Origin of the sequence: Variovorax glucosi (genome assembly GCF_051216695.1) — a bacterium.
Classification (GTDB): domain Bacteria; phylum Pseudomonadota; class Gammaproteobacteria; order Burkholderiales; family Burkholderiaceae_C; genus Variovorax.
Map to the genome: position 1 here is coordinate 406,350 of NZ_JBPJZE010000004.1, position 17,226 is coordinate 423,575.

Sequence of the window (17,226 nt, forward strand, 5' to 3'; positions counted from 1 at the left end):
GCCCAGGGAAAGCACCTATCGATGCCCTTGCCGTCGGATTCAGTCGACCGGTTCATCCAGCGGTGCCAGCTGTGTCAGGTGACGGGTGTCGCCCCAGCCTACGAGCGTGAAACCTTGCGGCGTCCAGAGCAGCCGGTTGATGGCTGCATTGCCCAGGTGCCAGGTTCGTGGCGCCTGAAGTCCCTGGCCGGTGGCTGCACGGTAGAGCACGTCCATCACGCCACCATGCGCCACCAGCGCGATCTGGCCGCCCGCATGGCGGGCAGCCAGCTCGGAGGCGACATCGATGACGCGAGACCGGAAAGCGAGCAGCGACTCGCCGCCGCCGGCCGGAGCGAATTCCGGATCGCGGGTGCGCCAGAGTCTGGCTTCGGCAGGCATCCCGCTTTCGATTTCCGCGAAGGTGAGCCCTTCGAAGCATCCGAAGGCGCGCTCCCGAAGCCGGGGTTCGGGGATGGGTTGCGCTTCTTGTCGTTGGTGACGCGCCACGCCTTCGGCCGTCGCCCATGCGCGCGACAGATCGCTCGCATAGACGGCGTCGAGCGCTTCGCCGCCAAGTGCCTCTCCGAGCCGGCCGGCCTGCGCCAGTCCGGTCGCATTCAGGCCGATGTCGAGCTGACCCTGGATGCGGGTGCCGACATTCCAGGCGGTTTCGCCGTGGCGGAGGACGATCAGTCGCGTGAGTTCCATCAGGTGCGGGAGCTTCCCATGCGATTCATTTCGGAGGAATTTCGATGTCCACCCGACGTTCGCCCTGCGGTGGCGTCGGGAAGCCCTGCAGCGCGGCACGGAACATCACGGCCAGCACTGGCGCGTCGGTCGAATACGGCCCATCGTTGCGGGCACGGGTTTCGTAGACGACCTTGTTGGACGAAAGTTCACGCAGCACGACGCTGACTTCGCGCGAATACCAGGGTGTGGAGGACGCGCCGTACCAGCCGCCGCCCCAGCCTCCGAAACCGCCACCGAATCCGCCGCCGCCCCAGCCGCGCCCGCGGAAGTGACCGACACCGACGCCCAGCCCGACATACGACCTCGGACCCCATCCACCGCCATAACCCCACGGGCCGAGCCACGGATCGTCCCAGGGCGAAATCGTCAGCCCAACGCGGGCGCCGATCTGCGCGCTGTAGCGCGGTGCGGTGTCGCTGCGTTGCAATCCGACGCCTTCCAGGGCTGGCGCAGCCAGTGCCTCCAGGGCTTCGGCCTGTTGCATGGCACCCGTGCCCTGCTGCTGCGATGGCAGGCGCTCGAAGCGATAGGTCGCACCGGGCGCCGCCGCGTCCGCCGGCAGACTGGAGAAACTCCGCACGTTGCTGTCGACGACCCAGCGGGTCGCGCAACCGGTCAACGCCACGGTCGCTGCAACGGCAAAGAGGGAAATGACGCGTCTGAGCATGGTTCTTGTGTCTCCTGAAACTCCTGGAACGTCTACAACTGCACGATCCGCAGCGATGATGGCAGCGTTGAACCGACCGGCAGTTCCGGCGCGTCGAAGGCCTTGTCGCCCTCCGGGTCGGGCACGCCGGTCGTCTTCAGGCCATTGAAATCAAACGCTTTTCCGTCCAGCAGGTGCGACGGAACGATGTGCTGCAGCGCGCCGAACATGTTTTCGATGCGGCCGGGATGCTTCTTCTCCCATTCGCGCAGCATCTCGCCGACCTGCTTGCGCTGCAGGTTTTCCTGGCTGCCGCAGAGCGTGCACGGAATGATCGGGAAATTACGGTGCTGCGCCCAGCGCACGGTGTCCTTCTCGGCGACGTAGGCGAGCGGGCGGATCACGATATGCCGGCCGTCGTCGCTCACCAGCTTCGGCGGCATCGACTTGAGCCGTGCGGCGAAGAACATGTTGAGGAAGAAGGTCTGCAGCATGTCGTCGCGGTGGTGACCCAGCGCGACCTTGGTCGCGCCGAGCTCGTCCGCCACGCGGTACAGGATGCCGCGCCGCAGCCGGCTGCACAGGCCGCAGGTCGTGTTGCCTTCGGGAATGACGCGCTTGACGATGCTGTAGGTGTCCTGCTCTTCTATATGGAAGGGCACGTTCAGCGCCTTGAGGTACGCGGGCAGCACGTCTTCGGGGAAGCCGGGCTGTTTCTGGTCGAGGTTGACCGCCACGATGTCGAAATGGATCGGCGCGCGAGCCCGCAGCTTGAGCAGGATGTCGAGCAGCGCATAGCTGTCCTTTCCGCCCGAGACGCAGATCATGACCTTGTCGCCGTCCTCGATCATGTTGTAGTCGACGATCGCCTGCCCGACCTGCCGGCACAACCGCTTCTCCAGCTTCTGCGTCTCGCGCTGGATCTTCAGGATGTTTCCGGCTGCACCGCTGGCCGTGGCTTCTGCGGCTTCGTCTTCGACCCAGATGGCACTCATGTCATTTACTTCTGAAGACCTCTACGCCCACTGCTTCGCAATCGGGATAGACGTCGGGTTTGGCGGTCGACACGCGGGCGGCCTGCACCTTGGGGTGCGCCAGGATCTGCGTGAGGATGTCGTCGCAGAGCGTTTCCTGCAGCTGGATGTGGCCCTTGCTGAGCCGGGCCGCAACGGTGCGGCGGATGAAGTCGTAGTCGACCACTTCGTCCAATTCGTCCTCGCGCGGCGTGGAAAGTTCCAGCGGCACATAGAGATCGACGTTGATGATCACGCGCTGTTCGGCGCGTTTCTCGAATTCGTGCACGCCGATGTTGATCCAGACCTCGTAGTTGCGCAGGAACACGCGGCGGCAGGAGAGCAGGAGGGGATCGAGAGCCGCAGTGGTGGTCATGGGGCAATTGCTTTCTTGAGCAGGTCGTCGACGACGAACATGATGTCGCGCTCGAGCGGCACCAGATGCTGGCCGTTGTCGACGCACAGGGTTGAGCCGGTCACGCTGGGCGTGGCGGCGAGGAAGACGCAGGTGCGCGCCACGTCGGCCGGGTCGATCGGCCGGCGCATCAGGTTCACGCTGGCCGCGCGGACGAAGTTGTCGTGGTCTTGCGGACCGCTTTCGAACATCAGCCCCGGCGCCACGCCGCACACGCGCACGGCCGGCGCCAGCGCCTGGGCCTGCAGCGCGACCGCGCGCTCCAGCGCCAGCTTGGACACCGTGTACGAGAAATAGTCGGGATTGAGGTTGTAGACCTTCTGGTCGAGGATGTGGATCGTCGAGCGGTCGATGCCGTCGCCCGCCGTCGCCTGACGGGCGAGCAGTCGAGCGAAGGAAAGCGGCGCGACCAGATTGACGGCGAGCTGCCGCAGCGCCGCGTCGGCATCGAAATCGAGCGCGCTGTCGGGCTCGAAAGCCGAGGCGTTATTGACGATGCAGGCGAGCGGGCCGTCGACGGAAATTGCGTCGATCAGCGCCGTGCGGCCGGGCTCGCTGCCGATGTCGGCCTCGATCGCCGTGGCGCGCAGGCCTTGGTCGCGCAGACGCCCGCAGAGCGATTCGGCCGCTTCGCGCGAGCCGCGGTACTGGCACCACACCTGCCAGCCGGCCCGCGCGAAGGCTTCGCAGAGCGCGGCGCCGAGCCGGCGTGCGCCGCCGGTCACCAGCACGCCGTGCTGCCGCGAATGCTCGGAAAAGAGTGTCGTTCCAGCCATGCTGATAGATTTCCGGGGATGAATATGGATGCAAAAAAGGGGCTCGCGGGCCTGGATCCGCTGCACCGGATTATCGGTGCGTCGATGCAGCGGGCGGGCGGCTGGCTGCCGTTCGACCGCTTCATGGCGCTGGCTTTGTATGCGCCAGGCATGGGTTACTACGCCAACGCAAGCCGGAAATTCGGTCACCTGCCGTCCTCGGGCAGCGATTTCGTGACGGCGCCCGAGCTCACGCCGCTGTTCGGCCAGGCGCTGGCGGTGCAGATCGGCGAGGCGCTGGAGAAGACCGCTACCGACGAACTCTGGGAGTTCGGAGCCGGTTCCGGCGCACTGGCGCTTCAGCTGCTCGAAGCGCTTGGCGCGCGCGTGAAGCGCTACCGCATCGTCGACCTGTCCGGCACGTTGCGCGAGCGGCAGCAGGAAACGCTGGCGAAGTTCGGCGACAAGGTCGAATGGCTGAGCGAATTGCCCGAACGGATGCGCGGCGTGGTGGTCGGCAACGAAGTGCTGGACGCGATGCCGGTGCAACTGCTGGTGCGAACCGGCGGGAAATGGTTCGAGCGCGGCGTGGTTCAAGGCGCTGCGCCTGCGCTCTGGGTCTGGGAAGACCGCCCGACCGATCTGCGCCCGCCGGTCGAGATCGAAGGCGAACACGACTACCTGACCGAAATCCATCCTCATGCCGAAGCTTTCATCGCCACGCTGGCCGACCGGCTGGTGCAGGGCGCGGCCTTCTTTATCGACTACGGCTTTCCCGAGTCGGAGTACTACCACCCGCAGCGCCATATGGGCACGGTCATGTGCCACCAGGGTCACAAGGCGGACAGCGATCCGCTCGTCGCGGTCGGGCAGAAGGACATCACCGCGCACGTCGACTTCACCGGCATCGCGCTGGCAGCGCAGGACGCCGGAATGCCGGTGCTCGGTTATGCGGGGCAGGGACGATTCCTGCTGAATTGCGGACTGCCGGCGATGGCCGACGCGGCGACCGTCGCCCAGCGGGCGCTCACCGGTTACCTGATCAACGAGCACGAGATGGGCGAGCTTTTCAAGGTGATCGCGTTCGGCGCCGCCGAGGCTGAGCCGTGGGAACCGCTCGGCTTCGCCGCAGGCGACCGCAGCCACACGCTCTGAGCCTCCGATAATCCGCCGCATGAAAAAGACACCTGTTCCCGCTGTTCCTTCCGCGCTCTCCGTCGTCGTCATGGCGGCAGGCAAGGGCACGCGGATGAAAAGCCGGCTGCCGAAGGTGCTGCATCGCCTCGGCGGTCGTCCGCTGGCATTGCGGGTGCTCGACACGGCGGCGGGTCTGGGGGCGCGGCAGGTCGTGGTCGTCACCGGCCACGGCGCCGAAGAAGTCGAGGCGGTGCTCGGTGCGTCGGCGAAGCAGATCGGCCTCGATGTGCAGTTCGCGCGCCAGATGCCGCAGCTCGGCACCGGTCACGCGGTGCAGCAGGCCGCGCCGCTGCTGCCGGACGACGGCACGGTGCTGGTGCTGTCGGGCGACGTTCCGCTGATCGCCGAAGACACGCTGCGTGCCTTGGTCGAAGCCAGCGGCGGCGAGCGGCTGGCGCTGCTGACGATCGATTTTGCAGACCCGACCGGCTACGGCCGCATCGTGCGTTCGGCGTCGGGCGACGTGCAGGCCATCGTCGAGCACAAGGACGCCAGCGAGGCGCAGCGCGAGATCCGCGAGATCTACAGCGGCATCATGGCCGCGCCGGCCAGGCTGCTGAAAGCCTGGCTGGCGCGGCTCGACAACCGCAATGCGCAGGGCGAGTACTACCTGACCGACATCGTCGGCTTCGCCACGGCCGACGGCGTGCCGGTGGTGGCGCACCTCATCGCCGACGCGGCGCAGGTCGCCGGCATCAACAGTCCGTCGCAGCTCGCGGCACTGGAGCGCGCGCTGCAACTGCGCCAGGCTGAAATCCTGATGACGCAAGGCGTGCGGCTCGCCGATCCGGCGCGTTTCGACCTGCGCGGCACGCTCGAATGCGCAGCGGATGTGGAGATCGACGTCAACTGCGTGTTCGAGGGCGTGGTCGTGCTGGGCGAGGGCGTGCGCATCGGCGCGAACTGCGTGATCGCCGATGCGCGCATCGAGGCGGGTGCGGTGATCCATCCCTTCACGCACATCGACGGCGAATTGGCCGGCGTGACCGTCGGCACAGACGCCCGCATCGGCCCGTTCGCCCGCCTGCGCCCCGGCGCGAAGCTGGGCGCCGAGGTACACATCGGCAACTTCGTCGAGGTCAAGAATTCGACGCTCGCGGCCGGTGCCAAGGCCAACCATCTGGCCTATCTCGGCGACGCGACGGTCGGCGAGCGCGTGAATTACGGCGCCGGCAGCATCACAGCCAACTACGACGGTGCGAACAAGCACCGCACCGAGATCGAAGCCGATGTGCACATCGGCAGCAACTGCGTGCTGGTGGCGCCGATCACCATCGGCGCCGGCGGCACGGTGGGCGGCGGATCGACGCTGAACAAGAGCACTGAGCCGGGAGCGTTGACTGTTTCGCGGGCACGGCAGATGAGTTTTGCTAACTGGAAGCGGCCGAAGAGGAAATAAGGTCAGCCCAGCGGAAGCTTCGGCTCGAACTTCGCCCGCTTTAGACTAAAGAACGCCTTCACGTTCCGCACGTTCGCATCTGCCGTGAACAGCCGCTGCGTCAGTGCCTGGTAGCCCGGCATGTCGCGCACGGCGACGATCAGCACGAAATCGGGACCCGGGGACACGCGCCAGCACTGCTGCACCGCGTCGTCGGCGATCGTGCGCGCTTCGAAGGCGTCGAGCGATGCGGCGTCCTGCCGGTCGAGCGACACCTCCACCACTGCCTGCAGGCCGTGGCCGAGCACGGCGCTGAGCCGCTCGGGCGAGAGCAGTGCGATTTCGCGCTCGATCAGTCCTGCGGCGCGCAGCCTCTGGACCCGGCGCAAGCAGGTGGGCGGCGAGATGTTCAGGTCGGCGGCGAGCTGCTGGTTGGTCTGGGACACGTCGCGTTGAAGCGCATCGAGCAAACGAAAATCAACTGCGTCGAAGTCAAAGGATTTCATTTGAGTGTCGATTATGAAATTCAATTTCCCGATGTGTAGTGGGTGAAATTAAATTCCTTTATACAGACTTTTTAGAAAGCACGTTTCGCATCTTCGCGCCTAGCATGACCGCATTCGTCTCCAGAAAGCAGGCTTCTCATGTGTGGCATCGTCGGCGCAGCATCTCATCGCAACATCGTTCCCGTACTCGTCCAGGGGCTTCAGCGGCTCGAATACCGGGGTTACGACTCCTGCGGTGTCGCAGTCCACGCTGGCGGGCTAGCCAGAACGCGCACCACGTCGCGCGTTGCCGACCTGATCACGCAGGTCCGCGAAGACCACGTCGAGGGCATGACCGGCATCGCGCACACACGCTGGGCGACGCACGGCGCGCCGGCGGTGCACAACGCGCATCCGCATTTCAGCCTGGGTCCGGGCGTTGCGGCGAGCGATGCGGTCGGTGTCGTGAAGCAGGCGCGGATCGGTCTGGTGCACAACGGCATCATCGAAAACCACGAGTCGCTGCGTGCGGCGCTGGAGCGCAAGGGCTACGTCTTCGCGAGCCAGACCGACACCGAAGTCATCGCCCACCTGATCGACAGCCTCTACGACGGCGACCTGTTCGACGCGGTGAAGGCAGCCGTGCTGCAGCTCCACGGCGCCTATGCCATCGCGGTGATCTGCCGTGACGAACCGCACCGCGTGATCGGCGCGCGGGCCGGCTCGCCGCTGATTCTGGGCGTCGGCGCGGACGGTACCGAGAACTTCCTGGCCAGCGACGCGATGGCGCTCGCCGGCGTGACCGACCGCATCGTCTATCTGGAAGAGGGCGACGTGGTCGACCTGCAGCCGGGCAAGTACTGGATCGTCGACCGCGCGCACAAGCCGGTCGGCGACGGCCAGCGCCCGGTGCGCACGGTCCAGGCGCACAGCGGCGCGGTCGAACTGGGCCCGTACCGGCACTACATGCAGAAGGAAATCTTCGAGCAGCCGCGCGCCATCGGCGACACGCTGGAGGGTATCGAAGGCATCGTGCCGGAACTCTTCGACGGCATCGGCCAGGACGGCAAGACTGGCGCCAGCGCGCACCGCGTGTTCAAGGACATCGACAAGGTGCTGATCCTGGCCTGCGGCACCAGCTACTACAGCGGCTGCACCGCCAAGTACTGGCTCGAAAGCATCGCGAAGATCCCGACACAGGTGGAGATCGCGAGCGAATATCGGTACCGCGATTCGGTACCGGACCCGAAAACGCTGGTCGTCACGATCACGCAATCCGGCGAAACCGCCGACACGCTGGCCGCGCTCAAGCACGCGCGGTCACTCGGCATGGAACAGACGCTGACGATCTGCAATGTCGCGACCAGCGCGATGGTGCGCGAATGCAAGCTGGCATACATCACGCGGGCGGGTGTGGAAATCGGCGTGGCGTCGACAAAGGCATTCACGACGCAACTGGCCGGGCTGTTCCTGTTGACACTGGCGCTGGCGCAATCCAAAGGCCGTCTTCCTGCCGAAGAAGAAACGAATTACCTGAAGCAGATGCGGCATCTGCCTGTCGCGCTGCAGTCGGTGCTGGCGCTGGAGCCGCAGGTCATCGGCTGGTCCGAAGATTTTGCGCGAAAGGAGAACGCGCTGTTTCTCGGACGCGGGCTGCATTACCCGATCGCACTCGAAGGCGCATTGAAGCTGAAGGAAGTGACGTACATCCATGCCGAGGCTTACGCCGCCGGCGAACTGAAGCACGGCCCGCTGGCGCTGGTGACGAGCGAAATGCCTGTAGTTGCGGTCGCGCCGAACGATGCGTTGCTCGAAAAGCTTAAGAGCAATCTGCAGGAAGTGCGGGCGCGGGGCGGGGTGCTTTATGTGCTGGCCGACGCCGACACACATATAGAGAACAGCGAAGGGCTGCACGTGATCCGCATGCCGGAGCATTACGGCGCGCTGTCTCCGTTGCTGCATGTGGTGCCGCTGCAGCTGCTGGCGTATCACACGGCCTGCGCGCGCGGAACGGATGTGGACAAGCCGCGGAATCTGGCGAAGAGCGTGACTGTGGAATAGTGGTCGAATATTTATTCGGAAGAATTTAGCGGGAAATTTACTATGCTTCGTGCAAGCTGCCTGTGCCAGGGAATTGCGTTGGAAATAGACGGACCTGTTCAGAATATGCTGTTCTGTCACTGTTCAATGTGCCGCAAGGCGCACGGAACGGCTTTTAGAGCGCGAGGCCGAGTGGCTACAGAAAATCTGAGATGGATTCGTGGCGAGAACCTGATTCGGTTCTACGAATCGTCTCTGGGCGAACACAGAGGTTTTTGTTCGGTCTGCGGCTCCAACATTTTTACCAAGTTCGATAAACAGCCGCATGAGTTAGGATTTGCGCTTGGTATTCTGGATGACGATCCTGGCGCAATGCCTGAATGCCACGTATTTGTCGGCTCAAAAGCCCCGTGGTATGAGATCTCTGATGCTTTGCCGCAATACAAAACTTTCGCTCCTGGCTGAATATATTGGGTGCAGGAACATTGAATGCACATGTACAGTCAGTCGAGCTCGCGCAACGATTGCCGGAATCAGGAAAACACGAAAGTGAGAATCGCGGCCAGCACCAGTGCGCAGACAAATATCAGTGCATCGAGCCGACACGTCACATGCCAGACAGAACGTGAAATTTTTCCAGCGAAAGCGCGTAGGCGATCGCCTCCGGGATGGGCGCGAGGAAGCAAGGCTGCTGCGGTCAACGACCCTGCGATCAGCAGAACCGCAGCGCTGAAGACCGTGGTGAAAATTGCCGCAAATGCCATGACTGAAAGAAGTACGCCGTCCATGATCTTGATTGTGGCGATCATTTCGACGCGTCGCAACGCCGCGCAAGTGGCCTGCATCGTCCTGCGTGATTCGCAGCCTTCGTCCTAAGTCGAAAGCCGGGAGAAGTGGCACAACCGAGGTTTCCAGGCCATGGCTCGACAAAAACGGAAGCGTTGCATGATCAATAGAAGTACGAAAAGCCGACGACCCCGAATCGCCCTCGCACTGCAAGGCGGTGGCGCGCACGGCGCGTATGCGTGGGGCGTGCTGGAGCGTCTGCTCGAAGAAGAGGTCGACATCGTCGCCATCAGCGGCGCCAGTGCCGGCGCTCTCAACGGTGCGGCATTCGTTGCGGGAATGGCCACGGGCGGTCGCGACGGCGCGCTCGCCGGACTCGAGCGTTTGTGGAAGGCGGTTTCGAACGGATCGCCGCTCAAGGCCTTCAATCACGAGATGTGGAGCGGGCCTCTGGTCGATCCGTGGTTCCGGCGTTCGCTGGAGGTCGGCAAGCTGATGAGCCGGTATGTCGCGCCGTTCACTCCTCATATCCGCGACATGCGCGGACTGCGTCGGGTAGTCGAGCAAAGTATCGATCTGTCGGCGCTTGCGTTGCCGAATGCACTGCCGCTGCATGTCTCGGCGACGCGGGTATCGACCGGTGCCGCGCGGCTGTTCGCCGGCGACGAGATCACGCTCGACGCGATCATGGCTTCGGCCTGTCTGCCCGAACTGTTCGCGGCAGTGAAGATCGATGGCGAGGATTACTGGGATGGAGGCTTCTCCGCCAATCCTGCGCTGGAGCCGCTGGTTCTCGGCGATGTCGATTCGACCGATGTCCTGATCGTGCAGATCACGCCTTTTGCGGATGAGGACGTTTCGTCGTCGCTCACCGGCATCATGGCGCGGGTGAGCGACATAGGCTTCAACGCCTGCCTGTTGCGCGACCTCAAGGCATTGACCAGGATTCAGTCGATGGCGCGCCGGATGGAGTCCTGCGATCCGGACATGCAGGCGCTGGCGTCGACCAATCTGCACCTGATGGAGGCTTCCGAAGAGCTGACGCGACGCGGATCGGCGAGCAAGGTCGACACGCGCTGGTCGCAGATCGAGGAACTGCGGGAGCTTGGCCGGGAAACAGCCGATGCATGGCTGTCGGCGCATGGCCATGCACTCGGTCTCGAGTCGACGCTGACGGAATTGCCCGAAACGGTGGCATCCGATCGATAGCGGCTTAGTCGACCGTAACGGTCGGACACTATCGGGTTAAGTTTTGGAAAGACTTTCGTGACAAACTGCGGTCCCTCGTCTGCTTAGACCGTCCGCCCGATGCCTTGTTCGACAGGTCGCGCACTACGATTGACTCATGCAAACAATTCATACCGACAGCGAAGATTACGCCGACATGATGGACTTCATCATGTCCGGCGGTCGCGTCGACACGCAGCTCGGATCGCACATCGACAAGGCGGAGTTGATCGCGGAAATGTGGGCGCCACGAGCGCGCGCCATGACCAACGCGTCGATCGCGATAGCGCACGCCGCCATCGGCGCCCAGGCCTGAGCTTCGGTTACTTCGCTGCCGGCGGTGCGACCGGCGTCACGGTTTCGCGGATCACGCCTCCACCCATCACACTGCCTTCCGTCGTCGTCTTTCCGGCGCCGACACCGGTAATCCTGGCTTCGCATTCGGCCTGACCCGACGGCGGCTGCTGCTTGCAGCGGTCCAGCGCATTGCGGTCTTCCGCACTGGGGCTCGGATTGGTCAACCCGTCGCGACGCGCCTCCTGTTGAGCCGCACCGGCTTCCCGCAGGCACGCTGCACGGTCCTGCAGGTTTCCATCGCAAGCGGCACGCTCGCGCTGCATGCGGGCATCCGTACCTGGAGCGGCAGGTTGCGCGAAAACCGGCCCGCTCATCAATCCGCCAGCGACGAAAAATGCGAGGCCGAGGGTGCGAAAGCTCTTGTTCATGGATCGATCCTTGTTTGAGTTGTGACAGTTTGATGCAGCGCCCGGTCGCCTCACGCGGGACTGCACAGCATTCGGGCCATCGGTGCGGCAGCTATCGATGTAGGCGTAATCCCTCATGCGCATGGCCGAATTCTTACTTTTTGCATTTAAACTGCAGGTCCCTTTGGGGAGTAGCCGGCTTCCGCTCCAGGAAGCGCCTGCGTCAACACACTCGAGATGCCCTGCATCTTGTGGCGCCGGCAGCCGTTCAGGTTGGCGAGACCATTGGCACGTCAGCACGACAAGGTCGGGCAGTGATGGCGTGCCTCTGTGCTCATGCCCGGCCGAACAAAAAAGATCCCCATGAATCCTGCCGCCATCGCCTTGCTAGCGCTAGCAATGTCCACCGACGCTTTCGCTGCCGCAGTCGGAAAGGGCACTGCACTCCAGAAGCCGCGCTGGTCCGAGGCGTTGCGGACCGGCGCCATCTTCGGTGTCATCGAGTCGATCACGCCACTCATCGGCTGGGCTCTCGGCTATGCGGCGGCCGAATACGTCAAGGTGTGGGATCACTGGATCGCCTTCACGCTGCTGGGCCTGCTCGGTCTGCGGATGGTGCTTGCCGCTTCCCGCATGCCCAACCTGGAGGAGGCCGAAAAGCCGTCGCGTCACGGCTTCTGGCTGCTGGCAGTCACGGGTTTCGCAACCAGCATCGATGCGATGGCGGTCGGCGTCGGGCTGGCCTTCCTGAACGTTAGCATTTTGCCGATCGCCGTGTCGATCGGGCTCGCGACCTTCGTGATGGTCACGCTCGGCGTGATGGTCGGGCGCGTGCTCGGCAACGTCGCCGGCCGGTGGGCGGAGGCGATCGGCGGCGTGTTGCTGATCGGAATCGGTGCCTTCATCTTGTTCGAGCACCTCACCGCAGCGGGTTGAAAGCGGATCGTCAGGCGCTTTCAGCGACCGAGGCCGCTTCGGCGATCCGTTTGGCCAGATGCGCCAGCGCTTCTTCCACCTGATCGACCAGCACCAGCGCCAGATCGCCCGGCTGCAACCGCTCCAGCGCGAAGTCGATCGCGATGAATTCGCCGCGGATCTCCTCGATATGGCGGGTGCGACCGGCGCCCTGCAGGCCTTGTCGCAGCAATGCCATCACTTCGCCGTCGGCACGACCGCGCTGGGCGGCGTCCTGGTAGAGGATGACGTCGTCGAAAGCTTCGCCGAGGATCGCGGTCTGGTCGCGGATATCGCTGTCGCGGCGGTCGCCCGCACCGCTGATGACGACCGAGCGACGGTTGGCCGGCAGCGTGTCGACGGCGGCCACCAGCGCCTTCATGGCGTCGGTGTTGTGGCCGTAGTCGGCGATCACGGTGGCGCCGCGGTATTCCATCATGTTGAAGCGCCCGGGCACGCCCGCCGCATCGTTCTTGAAGCTTGCCAGACCGCTGCGGATCGTGTCCCAGTCCATGCCGACGGCCCAGGCCGCGGCCACCGCCGCCATCACGTTTTCGACCTGGAACGGCAGCGAGCCGTTGCGGGTAATCGGCACGTCGCGCAGCGAAACGCGCTCGCGCCACGAGCCTTCGGCTGCGATCAGCGTGTCGTGATCGATGTAGACGGTGCGCTTGCCTTGCGCGCGATGCGTGGCCATCACCGGATGCTGGCGGTCGGCGGTGAAGAAGATCGTGCCGCCGGGGCACGAAGCCGTCATGGCTGCGACGTTCGGGTCGGCCGCGTTCAGCACCGCAAAACCGTGCTCGGACACGTTGCGGACCACCACGCGCTTGAGCACGGCCAGATCTTCGACCGTGGTGATGTAGCTCAGCCCCAGATGGTCGCCGCTGCCGATGTTGGTCACGACAGCCACTTCGCAGCGGTCGAAACCCAGGCCTTCGCGCAGCACGCCGCCGCGCGCGACTTCGAACACCGCCGCTTCGACATCCGGATGCATCAGCACGTTGCGAGCGCTTTTCGGGCCGCTGCAGTCGCCGCTGTCGGTCTGGCGTCCGTCGACCCAGACGCCGTCGGTGTTGGTCATGCCGGTGCGCAGGCCGCTGGCCATGAACAGGTGGTTGATCAGGCGCGCAGTGGTCGTCTTGCCGTTGGTGCCGGTGACGGCGACGACCGGTATGCGGCCGTCGTCGCCGAGCGCATAAAGCGTGTCCATCACCGCCGATCCGACATCGCGGCCACGGCCGAACGACGGCGAGATGTGCATCCGCAGTCCCGGCGCGGCATTGACTTCGACGACGCCGCCGTGCTGCTCTTCGAGCGGACGCAGCACGTTCTCGCAGACCATGTCGACGCCGCAGATGTGCAGGCCGACCATCTGCGCCGCATCGATGGCGCGCGCGGCGACTTCCGGGTGCACGGTATCGGTCACGTCGGTGGCGGTGCCGCCGGTCGAGAGGTTGGCGTTGTTCCGCAGCACCACGCGCTGGCCGAGCGCCGGCACGCTGTCCGGCGTCATGCCGAGCGATTCGAGCCGGCCGACGGCGATGGCGTCGAGCCGGATCTTGGTCAGCGACGTCGCATGGCCTTCGCCGCGGCGCGGGTCGAGGTTGACGGTGTCGACCAGCTGCCGCACCGTCGATATGCCGTCGCCGATCACTTGCGGCGGGTCGCGGCGGGCGGCTGCGACCAGCCGGTTGCCGACCACGAGCAGCCGGTAGTCGAAGCCCGGCAGGAACTTTTCCACCATCACCTCGCCGTATTCGGCTGCCGACGCATAAGCCGCGTCGAGTTGTTCGCGCGTCACGATGTTGACCGTCACGCCCTTGCCCTGATTGCCGTCCTGCGGCTTCACGACCACCGGCAGGCCGATGTCCTGCGCCGCGGCCCAGCCGTCTTCTGCGCTGACGACCGGCCGCCCGCGCGGCACCGGCACGCCGGCCGCGTCGAGCAGCTGCTTGGTCAGTTCCTTGTCCTGCGCGATGGCTTCGGCGACGCCGCTGGTGCTGTCGACTTCGGCCGCCTGGATGCGACGTTGCTGTACGCCCCAACCGAACTGCACGAGGCTGCCGCGCGTGAGGCGGCGGTGCGGAATGCCGCGAGCGGTCGCGGCATCGACGATGGAGCCGGTGCTCGGGCCGAGCCGCTCGGATTCGTCCAGATCGCGCAGTTCGGCCAACGCGGCGTTGGCGTCGAATGCGGCGCCTTCTTTCTGCAGCGCGGCTTCGATCAGCTCGACGGCCAGCGCAACCGCGCGCCTCCCGACTGCTTCTTCGCAATACTGCACCGCGACCTGATAGACGCCTTCCTCCAGCGTGCGTGAGGTATTGCCGAAAACCACCGCGCAGCCGGCCTGCGACTGCAGCGCCAGCGCGGCGTTCTCCAGTACGTGAGCCAGTGCCAGCGGCTGGCCCAGGACCATCGGATGCAGCTCGCCGATGGTCGGGAACAGCGAGCGAAGGCGGGTTTCGAAACCGTGGAGCTGTTCGACGGCGTTTTCGGTGCCCTGGCAGCTGACGACGGCTTCGATCGAGGTATGGCGGCTCCAGAGATTGGGGCCGCGAAGGGCGCGGATGCGGGTGACTTCCATGGATCGGCGATCAGGCGAGTTGTGCTTCGCGAACGTCCTGGACGGCCGCATCGGAGGAAGGGATGGTCTGCGACAGCTGCAGCGAAGCGAGCGCGGCCTGCAGGTCGGCCTCGAAAGCTTCGGCGCCGGCGCCGATCAGATTCAGCGGAATGCCCAGCGCCCAGCCGGTGGCGACCGCCGCCAGCAGGCTCTCGATGCTCACGCCGATGTGCGTGGCGCGCCAGACGGTCAGCCGGCCGAGGCCCGGCAGGAACGATTCGCTGCTGCCGTTCGCCAGCACCACGCGGTCCTGGCGCACCAGCACCGCCCGTCCGCCCGCACCCTGGTGCGCGACGAGTGCCGGCGCATGCGCATCGGCTGCGTAAAGCACGACCGCGCCGTCGCACAGCGGCGCCAGCGCGGCGATGCGCGGGTCGTCGGCATTCAGCACGGCGGTGCCTTCGGCCAGCACCACGTCGACCTGCGTACGCATCACCCGCACCAGCTGGTCGCTTTCGACGATGTCGAATTCGGCCAATGCCTCCGCACCGCCGAGGTCGGTCACGATGCCGACGTGGCAGCGGTCGTAGGCCAGGCCGTCGCGCAGGATGGTCGCGGCGCCGTTCTCTATCACCACGGCTTCGGTGGCGCGGTTCACCAGCAGGCGATGGGCGGCTTCCCAGTGCGCGCTGTCGCGGGCGTCGACACGACGGCGGTCCAGGAACAGGCCGTCGCGACAGGCCAGGCCGGTGTAGCGACCGCCAAGGCCGAGCAGCCAGGCCACCAGCCGCGCCAGCACGGCGGTGTCGCGCGATCCGGTCACGCCGACGACCGGAATGCGGCCGGCGAGCTGGCCTTCGTCGGTTTCGGGGTACAGGTGATCGCAGATCGCGCGGCCGACCGGGCGCGGCGAGCCGACCGCGGGCTTCAGGTGCATCAGCAGGCCGGGGCCGGCGTTGACTTCGACGATCGCACCGCGCTGTGCGCCGAGCGGTTTGCCGATGTCTTCGGCCACCAGGTCGATACCTGCGATGTCGAGCCCGACCACGCGCGCGGCCAGCACGGCGGCATGCGCGACTTCGGGATGGACCAGATCGGTGCAGTCGACGCCCAGATTGCCGTTGCGCTGGATCGTGACTATCCGGCCCGCGTCCGGCACGGCAGCGCCGTCGAGCGACTGGCGCCTGAGTTCGAGCTGCAGCTTGGCATCGGTCGGCAGATCGATCAGGTCGAGCGGGAATTCTTCCTCGGCGCCGCGACGCGGATCGCTGTTGAGCTGGCTGTCGATGAGCGAAGCGACGGTCGAAGTGCCGTCGCCGGTCACGCTGATCACCGCGCCGCGTGCCGCCGCGACGACCTGGCCGCCGATCACCAGCAGCCGGTGCTCGAAGCCGCGCACGAAGCGCTCGACCATCACGTCGCTGCCTTCGGGCTCGGCGACGGCGAAGGCGGCCATGACTTCCTCGCGCGTGGTGAGTTCGAGCGACACGCCGCGGCCGTGATTCGCGTCCGACGGTTTCACGGCCACCGGCAGGCCGATGTCTTCGGCGGCTTCCCAGGCTTCTTCGGCGGTTTCCACGATCCGGCCTTCGGGCACCGGCACGCCGCAGGCCTGCAGCAGGGACTTGGTGAGTTCCTTGTCGCTGGCGATGGATTCGCCGATGGCGCTGGTGTGGTCGGTTTCGGCGGTCCAGATGCGCTGCTGTTCGGCGCCGTAGCCCAGCTGGACCAGGTTGCCGTCGTTCAGGCGCATGTGGGGAATGCCGCGGTCGGTGGCGGCGGCGACGATGGCGGCGGTGCTCGGGCCGAGATAGCAGTCTTCCAGCTTGGCCTTGACGGCGTCGACGGCGCGTTGCGTCTCGGCGGCGCCGAAAGCCGTGTCGTTGATGGCGGCCATCAGCAGGCGGTGGCCTTCGGTCAGCGCGACGCGGGCGACCTGTTCGTCCCGGGCGCGAAACACCATGCGGTAGACGCCGTGCTTCGACGTGCTCCGGGTTTGTCCGAAACCGGTCGGCATGCCGGCAAGGTTCAGTAACTCGATGACGACGTGTTCCAGCACATGGCCGGCCCAGGTGCCCTCGGTCAGGCGCTGGATGAAGCCGCCGCGCTCGCCGACGCCGCAGTGGTGTTCGATCAGCGCCGGCAGCAGCGTGGTCAGGCGTTCGGTGAAGCCGTTTATCAGGTTGGACGGGAAATCCTCCAGCCGGCCGAGATCGAGCCAGACCTCCAGCACCGGACGGTAGGTCCAGATATTGGGGCCGCGCAAATAGGAGGTGCGCAGAAAGCGGATGTCGTCGAAACGGGTCATGTAAACGTTCGATGAATCAG

At 65.4% G+C, this 17,226-nt stretch carries 17 protein-coding genes; 7 read left to right on the forward strand and 10 right to left on the reverse strand.

Annotation, left to right across the window (positions count from 1 at the left end; genetic code table 11):
* Positions 1-39: 39 nt before the first annotated feature.
* From ACSFA3_RS20275 to ACSFA3_RS20295, 5 genes are read right to left on the reverse strand one after another with little or no spacing between them, the layout of a single operon-like run.
* The gene (locus ACSFA3_RS20275; RefSeq protein WP_435507398.1) at positions 40-693 is read right to left on the reverse strand and encodes a histidine phosphatase family protein; all 654 of its coding nucleotides are present in this window, start codon (positions 691-693) and stop codon (positions 40-42) included.
* Between the two features lie 22 nt (positions 694-715).
* Positions 716-1,399 carry a DUF4136 domain-containing protein gene (locus ACSFA3_RS20280; RefSeq protein ID WP_435507290.1) on the reverse strand — a complete coding sequence of 228 codons (684 nt, stop codon included), beginning with the start codon at positions 1,397-1,399 and terminating at the stop codon, positions 716-718.
* A 32-nt stretch (positions 1,400-1,431) separates the two neighbouring features.
* A complete protein-coding gene (gene ttcA, locus ACSFA3_RS20285; RefSeq protein WP_435507291.1) occupies positions 1,432-2,373 on the reverse strand; it encodes a tRNA 2-thiocytidine(32) synthetase TtcA in 942 nt (313 codons plus the stop codon).
* Position 2,374: 1 nt separating this feature from the next.
* A complete protein-coding gene (locus ACSFA3_RS20290; RefSeq protein WP_435507292.1) occupies positions 2,375-2,767 on the reverse strand; it encodes a dihydroneopterin aldolase in 393 nt (130 codons plus the stop codon).
* The gene (locus ACSFA3_RS20295; protein WP_435507293.1) at positions 2,764-3,582 is read right to left on the reverse strand and encodes an SDR family oxidoreductase; all 819 of its coding nucleotides are present in this window, start codon (positions 3,580-3,582) and stop codon (positions 2,764-2,766) included. The genes ACSFA3_RS20290 and ACSFA3_RS20295 overlap by 4 nt, the downstream gene beginning before the upstream one ends.
* 24 nt (positions 3,583-3,606) lie before the next feature.
* Between ACSFA3_RS20295 and ACSFA3_RS20300 the strand changes: the two genes are divergently transcribed.
* Together ACSFA3_RS20300 and glmU are read left to right on the forward strand one after the other, a co-directional pair.
* Positions 3,607-4,716 carry a class I SAM-dependent methyltransferase gene (locus ACSFA3_RS20300; protein ID WP_435507294.1) on the forward strand — a complete coding sequence of 370 codons (1,110 nt, stop codon included), beginning with the start codon at positions 3,607-3,609 and terminating at the stop codon, positions 4,714-4,716.
* Between the two features lie 19 nt (positions 4,717-4,735).
* Positions 4,736-6,157: a bifunctional UDP-N-acetylglucosamine diphosphorylase/glucosamine-1-phosphate N-acetyltransferase GlmU gene (gene glmU, locus ACSFA3_RS20305; protein WP_435507295.1), complete on the forward strand. Its 1,422-nt coding sequence runs from the start codon at positions 4,736-4,738 to the stop codon at positions 6,155-6,157.
* Positions 6,158-6,159: 2 nt separating this feature from the next.
* Here the strand turns inward: glmU and ACSFA3_RS20310 are convergent, their stop codons facing one another.
* Positions 6,160-6,642: an Lrp/AsnC family transcriptional regulator gene (locus ACSFA3_RS20310; RefSeq protein WP_435507296.1), complete on the reverse strand. Its 483-nt coding sequence runs from the start codon at positions 6,640-6,642 to the stop codon at positions 6,160-6,162.
* A 138-nt stretch (positions 6,643-6,780) separates the two neighbouring features.
* On the opposite strand from ACSFA3_RS20310, the gene glmS reads away from it, so the two are divergent.
* Positions 6,781-8,682 (forward strand): glutamine--fructose-6-phosphate transaminase (isomerizing), encoded by a 1,902-nt coding sequence (glmS, locus tag ACSFA3_RS20315; RefSeq protein WP_435507297.1) that lies wholly within the window; start codon positions 6,781-6,783, stop codon positions 8,680-8,682.
* Positions 8,683-8,724: 42 nt separating this feature from the next.
* Positions 8,725-9,126 (forward strand): GFA family protein, encoded by a 402-nt coding sequence (locus ACSFA3_RS20320; RefSeq protein ID WP_435507298.1) that lies wholly within the window; start codon positions 8,725-8,727, stop codon positions 9,124-9,126.
* Positions 9,127-9,194: 68 nt separating this feature from the next.
* On the opposite strand, the gene ACSFA3_RS20325 is transcribed toward ACSFA3_RS20320, so the two are convergent.
* A complete protein-coding gene (locus tag ACSFA3_RS20325; RefSeq protein ID WP_435507299.1) occupies positions 9,195-9,470 on the reverse strand; it encodes a hypothetical protein in 276 nt (91 codons plus the stop codon).
* Positions 9,471-9,606: 136 nt separating this feature from the next.
* On the opposite strand from ACSFA3_RS20325, the gene ACSFA3_RS20330 reads away from it, so the two are divergent.
* Together ACSFA3_RS20330 and ACSFA3_RS20335 are read left to right on the forward strand one after the other, a co-directional pair.
* The gene (locus ACSFA3_RS20330) at positions 9,607-10,656 is read left to right on the forward strand and encodes a patatin-like phospholipase family protein (protein ID WP_435507300.1); all 1,050 of its coding nucleotides are present in this window, start codon (positions 9,607-9,609) and stop codon (positions 10,654-10,656) included.
* Between the two features lie 136 nt (positions 10,657-10,792).
* On the forward strand, positions 10,793-10,990 hold the full coding sequence (locus ACSFA3_RS20335) for a hypothetical protein (RefSeq protein WP_435507301.1): 198 nt from the start codon (positions 10,793-10,795) through the stop codon (positions 10,988-10,990).
* Positions 10,991-10,997: 7 nt separating this feature from the next.
* Here the strand turns inward: ACSFA3_RS20335 and ACSFA3_RS20340 are convergent, their stop codons facing one another.
* Positions 10,998-11,399, reverse strand: a complete 402-nt coding sequence (locus ACSFA3_RS20340) for a hypothetical protein (protein WP_435507302.1) — start codon at positions 11,397-11,399, stop codon at positions 10,998-11,000.
* A gap of 342 nt (positions 11,400-11,741) precedes the next feature.
* On the opposite strand from ACSFA3_RS20340, the gene mntP reads away from it, so the two are divergent.
* Positions 11,742-12,314 (forward strand): manganese efflux pump MntP, encoded by a 573-nt coding sequence (gene mntP, locus ACSFA3_RS20345; protein WP_435507303.1) that lies wholly within the window; start codon positions 11,742-11,744, stop codon positions 12,312-12,314.
* A gap of 10 nt (positions 12,315-12,324) precedes the next feature.
* Here the strand turns inward: mntP and cphA are convergent, their stop codons facing one another.
* Positions 12,325-14,919, reverse strand: coding sequence for a cyanophycin synthetase (gene cphA, locus ACSFA3_RS20350; protein ID WP_435507304.1), 2,595 nt, complete (start codon positions 14,917-14,919; stop codon positions 12,325-12,327).
* A gap of 10 nt (positions 14,920-14,929) precedes the next feature.
* On the reverse strand, positions 14,930-17,206 hold the full coding sequence (locus ACSFA3_RS20355) for a cyanophycin synthetase (protein ID WP_435507305.1): 2,277 nt from the start codon (positions 17,204-17,206) through the stop codon (positions 14,930-14,932).
* Positions 17,207-17,226: the final 20 nt, after the last annotated feature.

Excerpts from the sequence above, each read along its gene's own strand:
- ACSFA3_RS20280 (WP_435507290.1), bottom strand. The coding sequence starts at position 1,399 with ATGCTCAGACGCGTCATTTCCCTCTTTGCCGTTGCAGCGACCGTGGCG.
- ttcA (WP_435507291.1), bottom strand. The coding sequence starts at position 2,373 with ATGAGTGCCATCTGGGTCGAAGACGAAGCCGCAGAAGCCACGGCCAGC.
- ACSFA3_RS20290 (WP_435507292.1), bottom strand. The coding sequence starts at position 2,767 with ATGACCACCACTGCGGCTCTCGATCCCCTCCTGCTCTCCTGCCGCCGC.
- ACSFA3_RS20295 (WP_435507293.1), bottom strand. The coding sequence starts at position 3,582 with ATGGCTGGAACGACACTCTTTTCCGAGCATTCGCGGCAGCACGGCGTG.
- ACSFA3_RS20300 (WP_435507294.1), top strand. The coding sequence starts at position 3,607 with ATGGATGCAAAAAAGGGGCTCGCGGGCCTGGATCCGCTGCACCGGATT.
- glmU (WP_435507295.1), top strand. The coding sequence starts at position 4,736 with ATGAAAAAGACACCTGTTCCCGCTGTTCCTTCCGCGCTCTCCGTCGTC.
- ACSFA3_RS20310 (WP_435507296.1), bottom strand. The coding sequence starts at position 6,642 with ATGAAATCCTTTGACTTCGACGCAGTTGATTTTCGTTTGCTCGATGCG.
- glmS (WP_435507297.1), top strand. The coding sequence starts at position 6,781 with ATGTGTGGCATCGTCGGCGCAGCATCTCATCGCAACATCGTTCCCGTA.
- ACSFA3_RS20320 (WP_435507298.1), top strand. The coding sequence starts at position 8,725 with ATGCTTCGTGCAAGCTGCCTGTGCCAGGGAATTGCGTTGGAAATAGAC.
- ACSFA3_RS20325 (WP_435507299.1), bottom strand. The coding sequence starts at position 9,470 with ATGATCGCCACAATCAAGATCATGGACGGCGTACTTCTTTCAGTCATG.
- ACSFA3_RS20330 (WP_435507300.1), top strand. The coding sequence starts at position 9,607 with ATGATCAATAGAAGTACGAAAAGCCGACGACCCCGAATCGCCCTCGCA.
- ACSFA3_RS20335 (WP_435507301.1), top strand. The coding sequence starts at position 10,793 with ATGCAAACAATTCATACCGACAGCGAAGATTACGCCGACATGATGGAC.
- ACSFA3_RS20340 (WP_435507302.1), bottom strand. The coding sequence starts at position 11,399 with ATGAACAAGAGCTTTCGCACCCTCGGCCTCGCATTTTTCGTCGCTGGC.
- mntP (WP_435507303.1), top strand. The coding sequence starts at position 11,742 with ATGAATCCTGCCGCCATCGCCTTGCTAGCGCTAGCAATGTCCACCGAC.
- cphA (WP_435507304.1), bottom strand. The coding sequence starts at position 14,919 with ATGGAAGTCACCCGCATCCGCGCCCTTCGCGGCCCCAATCTCTGGAGC.
- ACSFA3_RS20355 (WP_435507305.1), bottom strand. The coding sequence starts at position 17,206 with ATGACCCGTTTCGACGACATCCGCTTTCTGCGCACCTCCTATTTGCGC.